The sequence below is a fragment of the Williamsia deligens genome, assembly GCF_024171765.1.
In the GTDB taxonomy this organism is placed as follows: Bacteria; Actinomycetota; Actinomycetes; order Mycobacteriales; family Mycobacteriaceae; genus Williamsia_A; species Williamsia_A deligens.
Map to the genome: position 1 here is coordinate 133,615 of NZ_JAMTCI010000004.1, position 15,659 is coordinate 149,273.

Here is a 15,659-nt window from a genome sequence, read left to right on the forward strand (position 1 = left end):
TACCGACGTGGAGACAGCTGAGCGATCTCCGTGCCGCTGACCGGGCTGGAGCGCAGCGACGGCGAGAGTGGTTGCGGCACCGTCTCGTCCCGGGCGGCCCGCGCCTACCCGGCGCGGAGGAGTTCGTGGCGAACGCGATGCATCTCCTGTACCGCAGCCTCTGCCCAGCAAGTCTCGCGTTGACCGCTGAGGTGTTCGCCATTCCCCACGGTGGGCACGCCACCACGCTCGCCGGGTGGGAGGTCGTGCACTTCTTCGGGGGCGATGCATCGACTGCAGCCCTGGCGATGGTGCTGTGCGCCTTCGAATGGCGTCTGACGAACATCAGTTGGGAACACGGCCAGAACGAGTCGGCGGCCGCGTATCTGCGGCAACTGGCCTGGTGGGGTCACCCGCTGTCCGCCCCAGAAGAAGTGCTGGCGGGAATTCGCGACATCCGGGATGTCGTCGGATGAGATGTGTCGGGCTGACAGGATTTGAACCTGCGACCACTTGACCCCCAGTCAAGTGCGCTACCAAACTGCGCCACAGCCCGTTGCCGCTCCGCGGAGCAGCGACGATAAGCCTAGCCGACGGTCACGTCCGCGAGCCAATCGCCTCACGCCCTCAGCGACGCTGCTGGCGCTTCTCCCGCACACGCACGTTGATGCGCACCGGGGAGCCGTCGAAGCCGAACTGCTCACGCAGCCGACGCTCGAGGAACCGGCGGTAACCGGCCTCGAGGAAACCGGTCGTGAACAGCACGAACGTCGGAGGACGGGTCGCGGCCTGCGTCGCGAACATGACCCTCGGCTGACGTCCACCACGCACCGGCGGAGGCGTCGCGGCGATGACCTCCTTGAGCCACTGGTTGAGCTGTCCGGTGGAGATGCGCCGGTCCCACGAGTCCAGGGCGGTCTCGAGGTGCGGCACCAGCTTCTGCACCGATCGGCCCGTCGCCGCGGAGATGTTCAGGCGCTGCGCCCATGGCACGCGGGCCAGGTCGCGGTCGATCTCCTTGTCGAGCGTGTAGCGGCGGTCCTCGTCGACCAGATCCCACTTGTTGAACGCGATGACGAGCGCCCGGCCCGCCTCGATCACCATGCTCAACACCCGCTGGTCCTGCTCGGTGATGGGCTGAGACGCGTCGATCAACAGCACGGCCACCTCGGCGGCGTCGATGGCAGCGCGGGTGCGCAGCGACGCGTAGTACTCGTGCCCGCTGGCCGTGTTCACCTTCTTGCGCAGACCGGCGGTGTCGACGAAGTTCCACACCTTGCCGCCGAGCTCCACCAGCTCGTCAACGGGGTCGACGGTGGTGCCGGCGACGTTGTCGACGACGGCGCGGTCGGAGTTGGTGACCTTGTTCAGCAGCGAGCTCTTGCCCACGTTCGGCTTGCCGACGAGCGCGACACGACGCGGTCCGCCGACAGCGTCGGTCTCCCGCGATGTCTCGGGCAGCACGTCGAGGATCGCGTCGAGCAGATCGCCCGCTCCCCTGCCGTGCGCGGCGGAGACGGTGCGCGGCTCACCCAGACCCAGCGACCACAGCGACGCCGCCTCGGCCTCGAGCCGCTCGGAGTCGGTCTTGTTGGCGGCCAACAGGACCGGCGCCTCCGAGCGACGGAGCACCCGCGCGACGGCCTCGTCGGTCGCGGTGGCACCGACGGTCACGTCGACCACCAGGACCACCGCGTCGGCGGTCTTCATCGCATGCTCGGCCTGACGGGCGATGGACTGTCCCATACCCTTCGCGTCGGGCTCCCAACCGCCGGTGTCCTGCACCAGGAATCGACGGCCGTTCCACGTCGCGGGATAGGACACACGGTCCCGGGTGACGCCGGGGACGTCCTCGACGACGGCTTCGCGTCGACCGAGGATGCGGTTGACCAACGTCGACTTACCGACGTTGGGGCGTCCGACGATGGCGACGGTGGGCATGGCGAGTTCGCCGCCCTCACCGCCCTCACCGTCGACGGGATCGCCGAGCTGCCAATCGGATTCATCCGACCACACGCCGTCGACGATGCCGATGTCGAGATCTGCCTGATCGCTCATGCCTGCACTCCGATCCGCTCGTGCACCAGTTCGGCCAGACGGTCGATGACGTCGTCGATGCCGATGTCGCTGGTGTCCACCTCGATCGCGTCGTCGGCCGCACGCAGCGGTGAGACGGCCCGCGTCGAGTCCAGATGGTCTCGTCGCTCGACGGCGGCGAGCACCGACGTCAGATCGCTCTCGCGACCCTGCGACAGGTTCTGCGCGTGGCGCCGTTCCGCGCGGGCCGCCGCGGTCGCGGTGAGGAAGATCTTGCACCCGGCCCGCGGGAACACGACGGTGCCGATGTCGCGGCCCTCCACGACGGCGAACTCACCGTCGGCGAGGGCGCGCTGCTTGTCCACCATGATCGTGCGGACCGCGGCGACAGCCGAGACCGCGGACACGGCGTCGTTCACGCGGTCCGTGCGGATCTCCGCCGAGACGTCCTCACCGGCGAGAAACACCGTGTGCGAGGCCGGGTCGTCGCTCAGGGACAGGTCGATACCGTCGACGGCAGCTGCGATCGCCGAGGGGTCGTCGAGGTCCACACCTGACCGCAGCGCGACCAGTGTGGCGACCCGATACATCGCACCGGTGTCGAGGTAGCGGGCGCCGACGCGCTCGGCGAGACGACGCGACACGCTCGACTTGCCGGTGCCGGCGGGGCCGTCGATCGCGACGATGCGGCCCTGATCAGCGCCGGACGCGGTCGGGCCGGTCACATCCCCACCGCCTTGTACAGCGCGCCGATCTCGTCGCGCCCGAGCACCCGCAGGCTGCCAGGACGCTGATTGCCCAGGTGCACCGCGCCGATCGACGTACGCGACAGCTCGAGCACGGGGTGGCCGACGTGGTCCATCAGTCGACGAACGATGCGCTTGCGACCCTCGTGCAGGACGATGCGGACCAGCGTCTGCCCGTCGCCGATCTCCATCACCGTGAAGCCGTCGATGGAGACGGGGCCGTCGTCGAGTTCCACGCCTGCCTTGAGGGTGCGCCCGAGGCCGCGGGGCGGGAGACCCTTGACCGTCGCGAGGTAGGTCTTGGGCACCTCGAACGACGGGTGCATCAGACGGTGCGCGAGCTCGCCGTCGTTGGTGAGCAGCAGCAGACCGTCGGTGTCGGCGTCGAGACGGCCGACATGGAACAGTCGCTGACCGGCCATGACCCGCTCGGCGACGACGTCGCCGACGCAGGGGCGACCGTGGTCGTCGGACATGGTCGACTGCCAGCCCTTCGGCTTGTTCAGCGCGAGGTACTGCATGGTCTCGTCCATGACCACGCGCGCGCCGTCGACGCGCACCACAGCGGTCGCGGGGTCGATGCGCAGGCCCTGCTCGGTGACGATCTCGCCGTCGACGTCGACGCGGCCGGCCGCGATCAGCTCCTCGGCACCGCGGCGGGAGGCGACGCCGGCCTGAGCGAGCACCTTCTGCAGCCGGACGCCGTCGGCGACGTACTGCGCGCCATCGCCCTCGGGGGTGACGTTCTGGATGGCCGCGGGCTTCGCGTTGTTCAGACGCACCGCGCCGCGATCGGCGTTCGGTGTGCTGCGGCGGCGTCCGCCGCCCGTGGGTGCGCCACCTTTGCGGTGGGGCTTCTTCGTCGACCGTTGCTGCGAGCCTGCGTCGGTGCGCGGCTTCTTGGAGCGGTCCGGTCTGCCATCTCGGCTAGCGGGTGTCATGGTGCCAATCTCGATTCTGGAGCGTCAGTCGGTGTCAGAGCGCTCGAGGTCAATGGTCGAGTCTGCCCGCTGAGCACCGATCTTGGCGAATCTGGGATCGGCCGCGAGCTCGTCGCCGATGTCGTCGATGACGTCGACGTCGGGCAACAGCGGGGCGATGTCGGGCAGATCACCCAGAGACGCCAGACCCAGGCGTTCGAGGAACAGCTCCGTCGTGGCGTAGCGGATACCGCCGCCGTCGGGATCGGTCCCTGCTTCTGTGATGAGTCCGCGGGCGAGGAGGGTGCGCATGACCCCGTCGACGTTGACGCCGCGGACCGCGCTGACGCGACCCCGGGTGACGGGCTGGCGGTAGGCGATGACGGCCAGCGTCTCCAGGGCCGCGCGGGTCAGCTTGGACCGCGCGCCGTCGAGCAGGAGTTTCTCGACGTAGGGCGCGAACTGCTGGCGTGTGTAGAAGCGCCACCCGTCGCCGGCGTAGCGCAGGTCCATCCCGCTCGCGCGGTCGTCGAGCTCGGCGGCGAGGGCCGTCACGGTGTCGTGGATCCGCTGCTGCGGTTCCCCGATCGCCGACGCGAGAGCCCCCACGCTGACCGGCGAGTCGACCACCAGCAGGATCGCTTCCAACGCCGAGCGCAGTTCGTCGTCGGCGAGGGGGTCGTGGATCTCGTCGGCGTCGACGACCGGCTGCTCGAACAGGCCGTCGGGCCCCTGGTCCTTCTCGACGTCGTCGGTCGTCGCGGACTGCGACTGCTCGTCGGTCATCCGTAGTCCTCCGCGTCGGTGGTGTCGATCTCGCCGGTGTCCCGGTCCCCCGACCACCGGATGTGCAGGATGCCCAGCGCCTCGCTCTGCTCGAAGTCGATCGCTCGCTGTCGGAACAGCTCCAGCAGCGCCAGGAACCGCGCGACCACCTCGAGTCCAGACGCACACTCCGACGCCAGCGTCCCGAAGTCGACCCAGCGGTCGGTGCCGGCCTGTCGGAGGATGTCCCCGACCCGCGTCACCTGCTCGGGGACCGAGACGGCGTCGACATCGTGCAGGTGCGACAACCCGACCTGCGGAACGGGTTTCGGGGCGAGCGCGGCGGCGGCGACGTGGGCGAACTGCCAGGCGTCGACGCCGAGGGCGACCTCCGGCAGCAGTTCCTCGTAGCGCGGCTCCAGTGCAACGGCACGGGGATACCGTTGCAGCGCGGACGCTTCGAGCTCGGCGAACAACGCAGCGACCTGCTTGTAGGCCCGGTACTGCAGCAGCCGCGCGAACAGCAGGTCCCGCGCCTCCAGCAGCGCGAGGTCGTCGTCGTCCTCGACCTCACCCCGGGGCAGCAACCGTGCGGCCTTGAGGTCCAGCAGCGTGGCCGCGACGACGAGGAACTGGGTGATCTGATCGAGGTCGGCGGCCGCGCCGAGGTTCTTGGTGTACGAGATGAAGTCGTCGGTGACGGCGTGCAGCGCGACCTCGGTGACGTCGAGGCGCCGCTGGCTGATGAGGTCGAGCAGGAGGTCGAACGGTCCCGAGAAGTTCGTCAGGGAGACGGTGAACACCGAGGGATCGATCTCGGGTGCGGTCTCCGCGGCGGCTGTGGTCGCCGAGTCGTCGGTGACCGTCACGAGGACTTGCCGGTGCGGTGGATCACCTCTCGCGCGAGCGCCCGGTAGGCGGTGGCGCCGCCCGACTTCGGCGCCCAGGACGTGATGGGCTCCCCCGCCACGCTCGTCTCCGGGAACCGCACCGTGCGGTTGATGACGGTGTCGTACACGCGGTCCCCGAACACCTCGACGACCCGCGCCATGACCTCGCGCGAGTGCAGGGTGCGCGCGTCGAACATGGTCATGAGGATCCCGCCCAGCGTGAGACGGGGGTTGAGGCGATCGCGCACCTTGTCGATGGTGTCGGTGAGCAACGCGAGCCCACGCAGGGAGAAGTACTCGCACTCCATCGGGATCAGGACCGTGTCGGCGCAGGCGAGCGCGTTGACCGTCAGCAGACCCAGCGACGGCTGGCAGTCGATGAGGACGTAGTCGTAGCGGTCCAGCACCGGGTGCAACGCCCGGGCGAGCGTGTGTTCGCGACCCACCTCGTTGACGAGCTGGATCTCGGCGGCCGACAGGTCGATGTTCGACGGCAACAGGTCGAGGCCGTCGACGCGGGTGCTCATCAGCACGTCGTCGACCGACACCTGCGGCGGCACCAACAGGTTGTGGACCGTCAGGTCGAGTTCGTGGTGCGGCACACCGAGGCCCGCGGAGAGCGCGCCCTGCGGGTCGAGGTCGACGAGGAGCACGCGGCGACCGCACTCGGCCAGCGAGGCACCGAGATTGATGGTCGACGTCGTCTTGCCGACGCCACCCTTCTGGTTGCACACGGCGATGACGACGGCCGGGCCGTGCCGATCGAGCGGGGTCGGCTCCGGTACCGGGCGATTCACCCTCCCGGTCGGACCGAGCTCCGCCGTGGACGCCGCCGGGCCGGTGTCGGCCTGGGCGGGCTCGCGCGACGGCGCGGTGATCGTCAGGTGGTACTGGCCGGTGTGGGACTCGACCCCCGGCTGAGCAGCTGCGGACGCACCCGGGGCCTGCGGCGGGGGTGTCGTCACGATGGGGCTGCTCCTGTCGACGAGGGCGGGTCGGATGCCATCACAGCCTAGTGCGTGGGCGGTGCGAGGCCGTGGCGCATCGCCGTGACGGCCCGCTCACCGGGCGCGTGGATGCGCGGTCGCGTACACCTCGCGCATCGCCGACACCGTGACCAGCGTGTACACCTGCGTCGTGGTCACCGAGGCGTGGCCGAGGAGTTCCTGCACGACGCGGACGTCCGCGCCGCCGTCGAGCAGGTGGGTGGCGAAGCTGTGGCGCAGCGTGTGCGGCGACACCGCCGTCTGCAACCCCGCTCGTTCGGCGGCGTCGGCGAGTACCTGCCACGCGCTCTGTCGGGACAACCGCCCGCCGCGGGCGTTCAGGAACAGCGCCGGGTTGTACCGACTGATCAGTGACGGGCGTCCGCGCACCAGGTAGGCGTCGAGGGCATCGAGAGCGGGCCCGCCGACCGGGACGATGCGTTCGCGTCCGCCCTTGCCGCGGAGCAGCACCGCCCCCGATTCAGCGGTGATGTCGTCGATGTCGAGCGCGACGGCCTCGGAGATCCGAGCGCCGCAGCTGTAGAGCAGTTCCACGAGGGCACGGTCCCGCAGGCTGCGCGGGGTGTCGGACGCCGCGCCGCCGCCTGCCGCCTCCAGGATGGCGATCACCTGGTCGACAGGGAGCGACTTCGGCAGCCGCCGCGCCGGTTTCGGCGGGCGGACACCGTGCGCGACGTCGGTGGCGGTGATGCCCTCGGCGGCGGCGAACTTGTGCAGCCCGCGGGCCGCGACGAGGGTCCGGGCGACGGAGCTGTCTGCCAGGGCCGGTTCGTCGCGCGCAGGATCGCCGGTGCGCAACGCGACGAGGTACTCACGGACGTCTTCCTCGGCGACCTCGGCGAGGCTCATGATGCCCCGCGAGGTGAGGTAGCGGCTGTACCGCTCCAGGTCGCGACCGTAGGAGCTCAGGGTGTTGGCCGCCGCACCCCGCTCGACGGCGAGGTGGTCGAGGTAGCGACGGATCTGATCCCCGAGCACGGCGGTGGCCGACGCCGACGTCATCGGCGGGTCAGCGGTCACCCGTGACGACGGTCGAGCGCGGTGGGTTGGTCGGCCCACGGCGCGTCGGGGCGCCGCAGCTCGATCTCGGCGGAGAGCGCGTGCGCGTAGGCGAGGATCCCGCTGACGCTGGTCACGTTCACGATCTCGCCGCTGAACACCATGGCGACCGCGTCGTCGAGGGCGACCCACTCGATCTCCATGTCGGCCTCCTCGTCGTGGGCCTCGGGCCGGTCGACGGACGTGAGGTCCTGGGCGAGGAACACCCGCAGCGCCTCGTCGGTGAAACCGGGCGAGCTGGCCACGTCGACCAGCGAGTGCCACGACTCGGCCTCGACGCCGACCTCCTCGACGAGCTCGCGGGCCGCCGCCTGCACCGGGGTCTCGTCGCCGCCGGAGTCCATCAGCCCGGCCGGCAGTTCGCGCAGTGGACGCTGCACCGCGTGGCGGTACTGCGTCACGGTCGCGATGCGGCCCCAGTTGTCGACGGCGACGATGGCGACGGCACCGTGGTGTTCGACGATCTCCCGCTTCGCCGTCCCGCCGCCGGGCATCGTGACCTCGTCGACCCGCAGCGCCAGGATCGCGCCGTCGTAGACGGTGCGGGAGTCGACGACGCGGTAGTCGTGCGGGCCGTCGGTCATGCGCCTGCTTCGGCGACGCCGGCCACGGCGCTTGCCGGTGACGCGGTGGCGTCGTCGGCCTCGTCCTCGGCGTCGCCGTGGATGTTCACCGGCAGCCGTTCCGCGGCCTTGTACTTCAGCGCCGCGAGGACGAACGCAGCGAACAGCGGATGCGGCCGCGTGGGACGGCTCTTGAGTTCCGGGTGCGCCTGCGTGGCGACGAGGAACGGGTGGATGTCGCGGGGGTACTCGACGAACTCGACGAGATGGCCGTCCGGGGAGGTGCCGCTGAACTTCAGACCGGTGCTCGCGATGGTGTCGCGGTAGGCGTTGTTGACCTCGAACCGGTGTCGGTGGCGCTCGGACACCTCGGTGGTGCCGTAGGCGTTGGCGACGATCGACCCGCGTTCCAGCACAGCCGGATAGGCGCCGAGACGCATGGTCCCGCCGAGGTCGGCCTCACCGGCGACGGCCTGCTCCTGATCGGCCATCGTGGAGATGACGGGGTGTTCGGTCTCCGGGTCGAACTCCGACGAACTCGCGTCGGTCAGACCTGCCTCGCGGGCGGCCTCGATGACGATGCACTGCAGCCCCAGGCACAGCCCGAGCAGCGGGATCCCGCGGTGGCGCGCGTAGCGGATGGCGCCGACCTTGCCCTCGATGCCGCGGATGCCGAACCCGCCGGGGATGAGGATCGCGTCCACGTCGCCGAGGTGTGCGGCGGCCCCGGACTCGGTGGCGCACTCGTCGGACTGGACCCAGCGGATCTCGGTCTTGGCCCGCTGCGCGAACCCGCCGGCGCGGATCGCCTCGGTCACCGAGAGATAGGCGTCGGGGAGGTCGACGTACTTGCCGACCAGTGCCACGGTCACGGTCTCGCGGGGCTCGTGCACCCGGTGCAACAGGTCACCCCACACGGTCCAGTCGACGTCGCGGAACGGCAGGTTGAGCTTGCGGACCACGAACGCGTCGAGCTGTTCGCGGTGCAGCACCTTGGGGATGTCGTAGATCGACGGCGCGTCGGGGCACGAGATGACGCCGTCGATCTCGACGTCGCACATCAACGCGATCTTGTCCTTGAGCGGCTCGGGGACGTCGCGGTCGCAGCGCAGGATGAGCGCGTCGGGCTGGATGCCGATGTTGCGCAACGCGGCCACGGAGTGCTGCGTGGGCTTGGTCTTCAGCTCCCCCGACGGCGCGAGGTACGGGACCAGCGAGACGTGCAGGAACAGGACGTTGTCGCGGCCGACGTCGTGACGGATCTGGCGGGCGGCCTCGATGAAGGGCTGCGACTCGATGTCGCCGACGGTGCCGCCGATCTCGGTGATGACGACGTCGGGATCGTGCCCGTCGGCGCCGGGGCTGCGCATCGCGAGCACCCGGTTCTTGATCTCGTCGGTGATGTGCGGGATCACCTGCACGGTGTCGCCGAGGTACTCGCCGCGGCGCTCCTTGGCGATCACGGTCGAATACACCTGTCCCGTGGTCACATTCGCGCTCTGCGACAGATCGCGGTCGAGGAATCGCTCGTAGTGCCCCACGTCGAGATCGGTCTCGGCACCGTCCTCGGTGACGAACACCTCACCGTGCTGGAACGGGTTCATCGTCCCGGGGTCGACGTTGAGATAGGGGTCGAGCTTCTGCATCGTCACGCGCAGTCCGCGCGCGGTGAGCAACTGCCCGAGGCTGGACGCTGTCAGGCCCTTGCCGAGTGATGACGCGACACCCCCGGTGACGAAGATGTGCTTGGTGCCCGAATGAGCATGACGCAGTGGTCGCAACGCTTCTCCCGATTGGCCGGAGCGGGACGGAAACCCACTCGCCTACGGGACTCAACCGTAACACCCCGGGCGCCGGTCGGGCTCCAGTCACGACGCGGGGCGCGTCGAGCCGACCGGCGACGGCGATCAGGTGGCCGGGACCACCGCGCTCGCGCCGGGACCGACTCCGTAGGCGCCGGTCCGGCCACGCTGCGCCTCGGCGAGTGCCAGGGCGGTCGCGATGCGGCCCGCCGAGGTGTCCACGTCGTCGACGGTCGAGACCGTCTTCGACAGCGATCCGTCGGAGCGGACGACCGCGACCGGGGATCCGCCTTCGGCCGATCCCGTGCGCCCGGACAGCACCGCACCGGTCCCACGAGCGCCGAACGCCGCCGCGAACCGCGCGACGAGCTGTCCCCGGGCACCGGAGTCGGCGGGCAGTTCCCCGCCGGTGACGACCACGGCGAGCTGGCCCGGTTGCACCGAGCCGTCGACGTAGGAGATGTATCCGCCCTCGCGCAACGCCTGCAGCCCGGCGGTCACGTCCCCGGGGTTCACCGACGCGGGCGCGTCGACCTTGCGGAGCAGCAGTGCACCGAGCAGGTCACCCACACGTCCACCGGAGTCGGTCAGCTCCGGACGCAGCGTGGCGCCGGCGGGGATCGCCTGGTCGACGATCGTGGTGAGCTTCTGCGCCGAGGTGTCGCCGACGAGATCGTCGGTGAGACCGATCTGCCCGGAGAAGCCGGCGCCGGCCTGGTTGAGGATCTGCTTGACCGCGCTGACGTCGGCGTCGGCGGTGCCGGGCACCGTCACCACCACGACGCTCCGGTCGGCCAGCAGCCCACGCAGCAGTCGGGGCGCGATGGCGGAGTTGAACGAGTCCGCGGCGTTGACCTGCGCGCTGAGCCCGTCGTTCTGCGACCGCAACGACGACGAGCCCGAGTCACCACCGTCGTGGATGCGGTCGGAGACGAATCCCGACCCCAACGCCACACCAACCGCGAGCGCCAGGAACACCGCGACCAGCGAGATCGCGTGCTGTCGCAGGGAGATCACCGGCTATCGGTTCCAGAGTTCCCGGGCCCAGGCGTACCCGCGGTCCCACTCGGCGACGGCCCAGTCGACGATCTCGGTGCCGGTGTTCGACATGACCACCGCGACGATGATCGCGGCCAGCGCGGCGAGCACCAGCAGCGCCACAGCAGCGCCGGACACGCGGCTGCGGTACAGCGTCGCAACGGCTTTCGCGTCGACGAGCTTGTGCCCGACCTTGAGCCGGGTGAGGAAGGTCGAGGGGTTCGACTCGCGACGGCTGCGGTCGAAGAAGTCTTCCAGCGACGCCGAGGCGCCGACCGTGACCACCAGTGACGCGCCGTGGTGGTCGACGAGGAGCAGCGCGAGGTCGGTGGGCGAACCCACGGCAGGGAAGGTCATGGCCCCCACACCGAGATCCTGGATGCGCTCGAGGCCGATCGCGTGACCGTCCGGGTCGGCCGGGAGGACGACCTGCGCGCCGGACTTCAGCGTCGCCGACCGCATGAGCTCGGGATCGCCGACGATCAGGTCGGGGCGGTAGCCGGCACGCATGAGCGTGTCCGCGCCGCCGTCGACGCCGACGAGGATCGGCGCGTACTCCTTGATGAACGGCTTGATGCGCTTGAGGTCGATCTCGTGATCGGTCCCGTCGCCCACCACGACGACGTGACGCCCGGAGATCTCGACGTCGACGTCGGGCACACCCACGCCGTCGATGAGCAGCGGCGACTCGCTGCGGATGAACTCGATCGTGTTGCCGGAGAACGCCTCGAGGTGATCGACGAGACCGGACTTGGCCTCGATCATCAGCCGCGCGACCTCACGCTCGCCGAGCTCGGTGCCGCGCGCGAGCTTGTTGGTGCCGACGTAGACGTCGCCCTCGTCGAGCCGGACCTTGGCGCCGTCCTTGATGCGACGGAACACCTCCGGGCCCACGTCGTCGATGAGGGTGATGCCGGAGGCGACCAGCACCTCCGGGCCGAGGTTCGGGTACCGACCGGTGATCGACGGCGAGGCGTTCACCACGGCGGTGACGTCCGCGGCGACCAACGCGTCGGCGGTGATGCGGTCGAGATCCTGCTCGTCGAGGACGACGATGTCGCCCGGGCCGACCCGCTCGAGCAGCCGGGACGTGTTCTTGTCGATCCGGGCGATCCCGATGACGCCGGGAAGGGTGTCGGCGGTGCGCGAGAGAAGGGCAGGCATCTTCATGACGACCATGGTGACGGTGTCACCATGCGTCACATCGGCGCCACGCCGTAACTCGAGAAACTTTTGTCACACGAGTAACACACGGCTCCGACAGGTCAGGCGGTCGCCTTCTCCCGCTCCGCGGTGTCGAGCAGCTCCTCGGCGTGCGCGCGGCCGGTGTCGGAGTCACCGAGACCCGCGAGCATGCGCGCCAACTCGGCGACGCGGGCATCCCGGTCCAGCGTGGTGACCGAGCTGGTGACCGACGACTTGCCGGTGGTCTTGCCGATGACGATGTGGTGATCGGCGAAGGCCGCGACCTGCGGCAGGTGCGTGACGACGATGACCTGGTGGTTGCGGGCGAGCGAGGCGAGCCGGCGGCCGATCTCGACCGCGGCACGACCACCGACGCCGGCGTCGACCTCGTCGAAGACCATGGTCGAGCCGCCACCGGGTCCTGCGAGCACCACCTCGAGTGCCAGCATCACGCGCGACAGCTCGCCGCCGGAGGCCGACCGCGCGATCGGCATCGCCGGCGCGGCCGAGTGCGCGGCGAGGGTGAACTCGACGCGGTCCACACCCGAGGACCCCGCGTGGCAGCGACGGCCGCCCACGTCGAGGGCGCGGGTGTCGTTCTCGCCGGCCTCGTCCGGCGACACCGTGACGGCCAGGGTCGCGCCGGCCATCGCCAGACCCTTCAGCTCGGCCGAGACCTTCGTCCCCAGCGTCCCGGCGGCCTTCGTGCGCGCCGCGGTGAGCGTCTCGGCGGCGGCACGCAGGACGTCGGTGGCCGCGCGGGCGTCCGTCTCCAGCGCCTCCATCGAGACCGACGAGTCGTCGATCGCCGCGAGCCGGGCGCGGGCCTCGTCGCGCCAGGCGATGACCCCGTCGATGTCGGGTGCGTACTTGCGCACCAGGTTCTTCAGCTCCGCCTGCCGGGCCAGCACCTTCTCGAGTTCACTGGCGTCGGCGGGCAGTCCCTGGAGGAAGCCAGTGAGCTCCTCGGCGATGTCCCCCACCACCGACAGCGCCTCCTCGACGCGGGGCAGCAGTCCCTGCAGCGTCGACTCCGAGGTCGACGACAGGTGTGATCGCACGTGGCCGAGCAGATCGAGGACGGCGGGCGCGTCGGGGTCGCCGGCGTCGTCGGGACCGGCCTCACCGGTGATGGATCCGTGCGCCGCCGCGGCGGCCGAGCGCACCGCCTCGAGGTCGCCCAGTCGCGTCACGAGTGCGGCGAGCTCGGTGTCCTCGCCCGGGGTGGGACCGACGGCGTCGATCTCGTCGAGGGCGTACCGGAGGCGGTCGGCCTCCTGCGCGCGCTCCCGCGAGTTCGCCCGTCGTTCCTCCAGCAGGTCGACGGCGGCCACCCAGCGGGCGCGGGCGGTGTCGTAGGCGGCGCGCGCCTTGGCGACGGATTTGCCGCCGAACCGGTCGAGAGCTTCACGCTGGTGATCGGGGCGGACCAGTCGGAGCTGGTCGTTCTGGCCGTGGATGGTGAGCAGTCCGGTGGTGAACCCGCCGAGCGTGCCCACCGGCACCGACCGGCCGCCGAGGTGCGCCCGCGACCGCCCTTCCGACGACACCGACCGAGCCGCGATGACCGTGTCGTCGTCGTCGAGTTGGGCTCCGGTCGACTCGAGCACCTCTCCGACGTCGGCGGGTGCGTTGTCGACGCGGAACCGTCCCTCGACGATCGCCCGGTCGGCGCCCGCGCGCACGCGGCCGCCGTCGGCGCGGGCACCGGACAGCAGGTGCAGGCTCGTCACGACCATGGTCTTGCCCGCACCGGTCTCACCGGTCAGGACCGTGAACCCGTCCCCGAACTCGGCCGCGGCGCTCTCGATCACGCCGAGACCGGTGATCGTCAGTTCCTCCAGCACGTCACACCTGCCTCCCCCGCCACCCGGTCACGGGCAGATCGAACTTGGTGACCAGCCGGTCGGCGAACGGGTCGGAGTCGATCCGGACCCACCGCAGCGGCTGCGCGCCCCGCACCACCTCGACGCGGGCGCCGGCCGGGACCTCGAGGGTCCGGCGGCCGTCACACGACACGATGGCATGCTGCCGTGACCGTTCCACCTCGATGGCGATGACGGATTCGGGACTTGTCACCAGGGGGCGGGTGAACAATGCGTGCGCGTTCGACGGCACCACGAGGATCGCCTCGAGGTCCGGCCACATGACCGGACCGCCCGCGGAGAACGCGTACGCGGTCGACCCGGTGGGGGTCGAGACGAGGATGCCGTCGGCGCCGTACGACGCGACCGGCCTGCCGTCGACCTCGGTCACCATCTCCAGCACGCCCTGGTTGGTGGGGTTCTGGATGGATGCCTCGTTGACCGCCCAGCTGTGACCGATGACCGTGCCGTCGTCGACGATGGTGACGTCGAGGGTCATCCGCTCCTCGACGACATAGTCGCCGGACACGAGCTGCGCCATCACCTCGTCGATGCGGTTGGCCTCGGCCTCGGCCAGGAAGCCGATGTGGCCGAGGTTGATGCCCAGGACGGGAACCCCTGCGGGATAGGCGAGTTCGGCCGCACGCAGGAAGGTGCCGTCGCCGCCGAGGACCACCACCACCTCACAGCCCGCCGCCGACTCCCTGTCCCCGACGGTCACCGAGACGTCGGCGCCCATGTTGCGCAGTTCGGCGGGGTCGACGGGGTGGGCGGTAGGGCCGATCCACCGACCACCGTGGTACCCCCCGCTGATGTCGTGTTCGACCACACGCAGTCCGATTCCGGCGGCGACGCAGTGGCGGGTGATCGCGGCGATCGTGTCGGTGACGATCTCGCGACCGGTGTGCGCGACCACCATGAACTCGCGGGCGCCGGAAACCTCGGTCACTGGGGTCCCTTCTCGATCGCGGAGATGATCGCCGCCCGGGTGGCGTCGGAGAGAGAGTCGACGGCGCGTACGGGACCGGCGTCGTCGTGGGGGGATCCGCCGTCACGGCGGAGCCACAAGAAGTATTCAACATTTCCCGACGGCCCCGGCAGCGGGCTGGCCACCACCCCGAGTGTGCGCAGCCCCACCCCCGCCGCGGCCGTGGCGACATCGGTGACCGCCTGCGCCCGCAACTCGGGGTCGCGCACCACCCCGCCGGAGCCGACGCGGTCCTTGCCCACCTCGAACTGCGGCTTGACCATCGGGACAACGTCGCCCCCCGGCGCGACGCACGCGGCGAACGCCGGGAGCACCAGCCGCAACGAGATGAACGACAGATCGGCGACGACGAGGTCCACCGGCCCGTCGATCGCCGCGGCGTCGAGATGGCGGACGTTCACACGGTCCCGCACATCCACCCGGTCGTCGGTGCGCAGACGCCAGACCAGTTGGCCGTAGCCGACATCGGCGGCCACCACCTGTCGGGCGCCGCGTCGCAGCAGCACGTCGGTGAAGCCACCCGTCGATGCGCCCGCGTCCAGACACCGTCGACCCTCGACGGTCAGACCGGATCCCGCGAACTCGTCGAGGGCGCCGATCAGCTTGTGGGCACCCCGCGACGCCCAGTCGTCACCGTCGTCGACGGTCACGAGGATCGGGGTGTCCCGCCCGACGTTGGTGGCCGCCTTGGTCGCGGCGGCGCCGTTGACGCTGACGACGCCCTCGGCGATGAGGGCCTGCGCCTGCTCGCGCGACCGGGCCAGCCCACGCCGGACCAGTTCGGCGTCGAGCCGTGCACGCGGCGCCATCAGCGG

General features: G+C 70.5%; 15 protein-coding genes and 1 tRNA gene. 1 reads left to right on the forward strand and 15 read right to left on the reverse strand.

What is annotated here, in order from left to right; all coding sequences use genetic code 11:
• Positions 1 to 125 precede the first annotated feature (125 nt).
• Positions 126 to 455 (forward strand): hypothetical protein, encoded by a 330-nt coding sequence (locus LX14_RS19460; protein ID WP_253649033.1) that lies wholly within the window; start codon positions 126 to 128, stop codon positions 453 to 455.
• A 6-nt stretch (positions 456 to 461) separates the two neighbouring features.
• Here LX14_RS19460 and LX14_RS19465 read toward each other — a convergent pair.
• The 15 genes from LX14_RS19465 to LX14_RS19535 form a co-directional block, all read right to left on the reverse strand.
• Positions 462 to 535 (reverse strand) — tRNA-Pro (locus LX14_RS19465).
• A gap of 71 nt (positions 536 to 606) precedes the next feature.
• Positions 607 to 2,037 (reverse strand): ribosome biogenesis GTPase Der, encoded by a 1,431-nt coding sequence (der, locus tag LX14_RS19470; protein WP_253649034.1) that lies wholly within the window; start codon positions 2,035 to 2,037, stop codon positions 607 to 609.
• On the reverse strand, positions 2,034 to 2,741 hold the full coding sequence (gene cmk / locus LX14_RS19475) for a (d)CMP kinase (RefSeq protein ID WP_253649035.1): 708 nt from the start codon (positions 2,739 to 2,741) through the stop codon (positions 2,034 to 2,036). The genes der and cmk overlap by 4 nt, the downstream gene beginning before the upstream one ends.
• Positions 2,738 to 3,703 carry a pseudouridine synthase gene (locus LX14_RS19480; RefSeq protein ID WP_253649036.1) on the reverse strand — a complete coding sequence of 322 codons (966 nt, stop codon included), beginning with the start codon at positions 3,701 to 3,703 and terminating at the stop codon, positions 2,738 to 2,740. Before LX14_RS19480 ends, cmk begins: the two co-directional genes overlap by 4 nt.
• Before the next feature lie 24 nt (positions 3,704 to 3,727).
• Entirely contained in the window at positions 3,728 to 4,468 is a 741-nt protein-coding gene (gene scpB, locus LX14_RS19485; RefSeq protein WP_253649037.1) for an SMC-Scp complex subunit ScpB, read from the reverse strand.
• The gene (locus tag LX14_RS19490; protein WP_372505466.1) at positions 4,465 to 5,316 is read right to left on the reverse strand and encodes a segregation and condensation protein A; all 852 of its coding nucleotides are present in this window, start codon (positions 5,314 to 5,316) and stop codon (positions 4,465 to 4,467) included. The genes scpB and LX14_RS19490 overlap by 4 nt, the downstream gene beginning before the upstream one ends.
• Positions 5,313 to 6,215, reverse strand: a complete 903-nt coding sequence (locus tag LX14_RS19495; protein ID WP_253649063.1) for a ParA family protein — start codon at positions 6,213 to 6,215, stop codon at positions 5,313 to 5,315. The genes LX14_RS19490 and LX14_RS19495 overlap by 4 nt, the downstream gene beginning before the upstream one ends.
• A 183-nt stretch (positions 6,216 to 6,398) precedes the next feature.
• Positions 6,399 to 7,346, reverse strand: a complete 948-nt coding sequence (xerD, locus tag LX14_RS19500) for a site-specific tyrosine recombinase XerD (RefSeq protein WP_253649064.1) — start codon at positions 7,344 to 7,346, stop codon at positions 6,399 to 6,401.
• Between the two features lie 14 nt (positions 7,347 to 7,360).
• On the reverse strand, positions 7,361 to 7,987 hold the full coding sequence (locus LX14_RS19505) for an NUDIX domain-containing protein (protein ID WP_253649038.1): 627 nt from the start codon (positions 7,985 to 7,987) through the stop codon (positions 7,361 to 7,363).
• Positions 7,984 to 9,747, reverse strand: a complete 1,764-nt coding sequence (gene pyrG / locus LX14_RS19510) for a CTP synthase (RefSeq protein ID WP_253649039.1) — start codon at positions 9,745 to 9,747, stop codon at positions 7,984 to 7,986. Before pyrG ends, LX14_RS19505 begins: the two co-directional genes overlap by 4 nt.
• Positions 9,748 to 9,873: 126 nt before the next feature.
• Positions 9,874 to 10,785, reverse strand: a complete 912-nt coding sequence (locus tag LX14_RS19515) for a copper transporter (RefSeq protein ID WP_253649040.1) — start codon at positions 10,783 to 10,785, stop codon at positions 9,874 to 9,876.
• Positions 10,786 to 10,788: 3 nt separating this feature from the next.
• Positions 10,789 to 11,976 (reverse strand): putative cytokinetic ring protein SteA, encoded by a 1,188-nt coding sequence (gene steA, locus LX14_RS19520; protein ID WP_253649041.1) that lies wholly within the window; start codon positions 11,974 to 11,976, stop codon positions 10,789 to 10,791.
• Positions 11,977 to 12,071: 95 nt separating this feature from the next.
• Positions 12,072 to 13,838 (reverse strand): DNA repair protein RecN, encoded by a 1,767-nt coding sequence (gene recN, locus LX14_RS19525; protein WP_253649042.1) that lies wholly within the window; start codon positions 13,836 to 13,838, stop codon positions 12,072 to 12,074.
• A 1-nt stretch (position 13,839) separates the two neighbouring features.
• Positions 13,840 to 14,805: an NAD kinase gene (locus tag LX14_RS19530; RefSeq protein ID WP_308214142.1), complete on the reverse strand. Its 966-nt coding sequence runs from the start codon at positions 14,803 to 14,805 to the stop codon at positions 13,840 to 13,842.
• Positions 14,802 to 15,653, reverse strand: a complete 852-nt coding sequence (locus LX14_RS19535) for a TlyA family RNA methyltransferase (protein WP_253649043.1) — start codon at positions 15,651 to 15,653, stop codon at positions 14,802 to 14,804. Before LX14_RS19535 ends, LX14_RS19530 begins: the two co-directional genes overlap by 4 nt.
• Between the last annotated feature and the right edge of the window lie 6 nt (positions 15,654 to 15,659).